Genomic DNA, 235 nt, shown 5'->3' with positions numbered 1-235 from the left:
CCGGATGTGGAAGCCCAGTAATGGGTGGAGCTGACCGGTACTAATAGGCCGAGGGCTTGTCCTCAGTTGCTCGCGTCCACTGTGTTAGTTCTGAAGCAATGAACTCCCGTTTGCCGGTCGAGTTCAACTTCATAGAGTTTCGGTGGTCATAGCGTTAGGGAAACGCCCGGTTACATTCCGAACCCGGAAGCTAAGCCTTTCAGCGCCGATGGTACTGCAGGGGGGACCCTGTGGG

The 235-nt window shown here is 56.2% G+C and carries 1 rRNA gene; it reads left to right on the top strand.

What is annotated here, in order from left to right:
* Positions 1–138: 138 nt before the first annotated feature.
* Positions 139–235, top strand: a 5S ribosomal RNA gene (gene rrf, locus OO54_RS42955); the annotation flags it as partial.

The sequence above is a fragment of the Streptomyces wedmorensis genome, assembly GCF_000716445.1.
GTDB lineage: Bacteria > Actinomycetota > Actinomycetes > Streptomycetales > Streptomycetaceae > Streptomyces > Streptomyces wedmorensis.
This window is presented reverse-complemented; position numbering and strand designations above follow the sequence as displayed.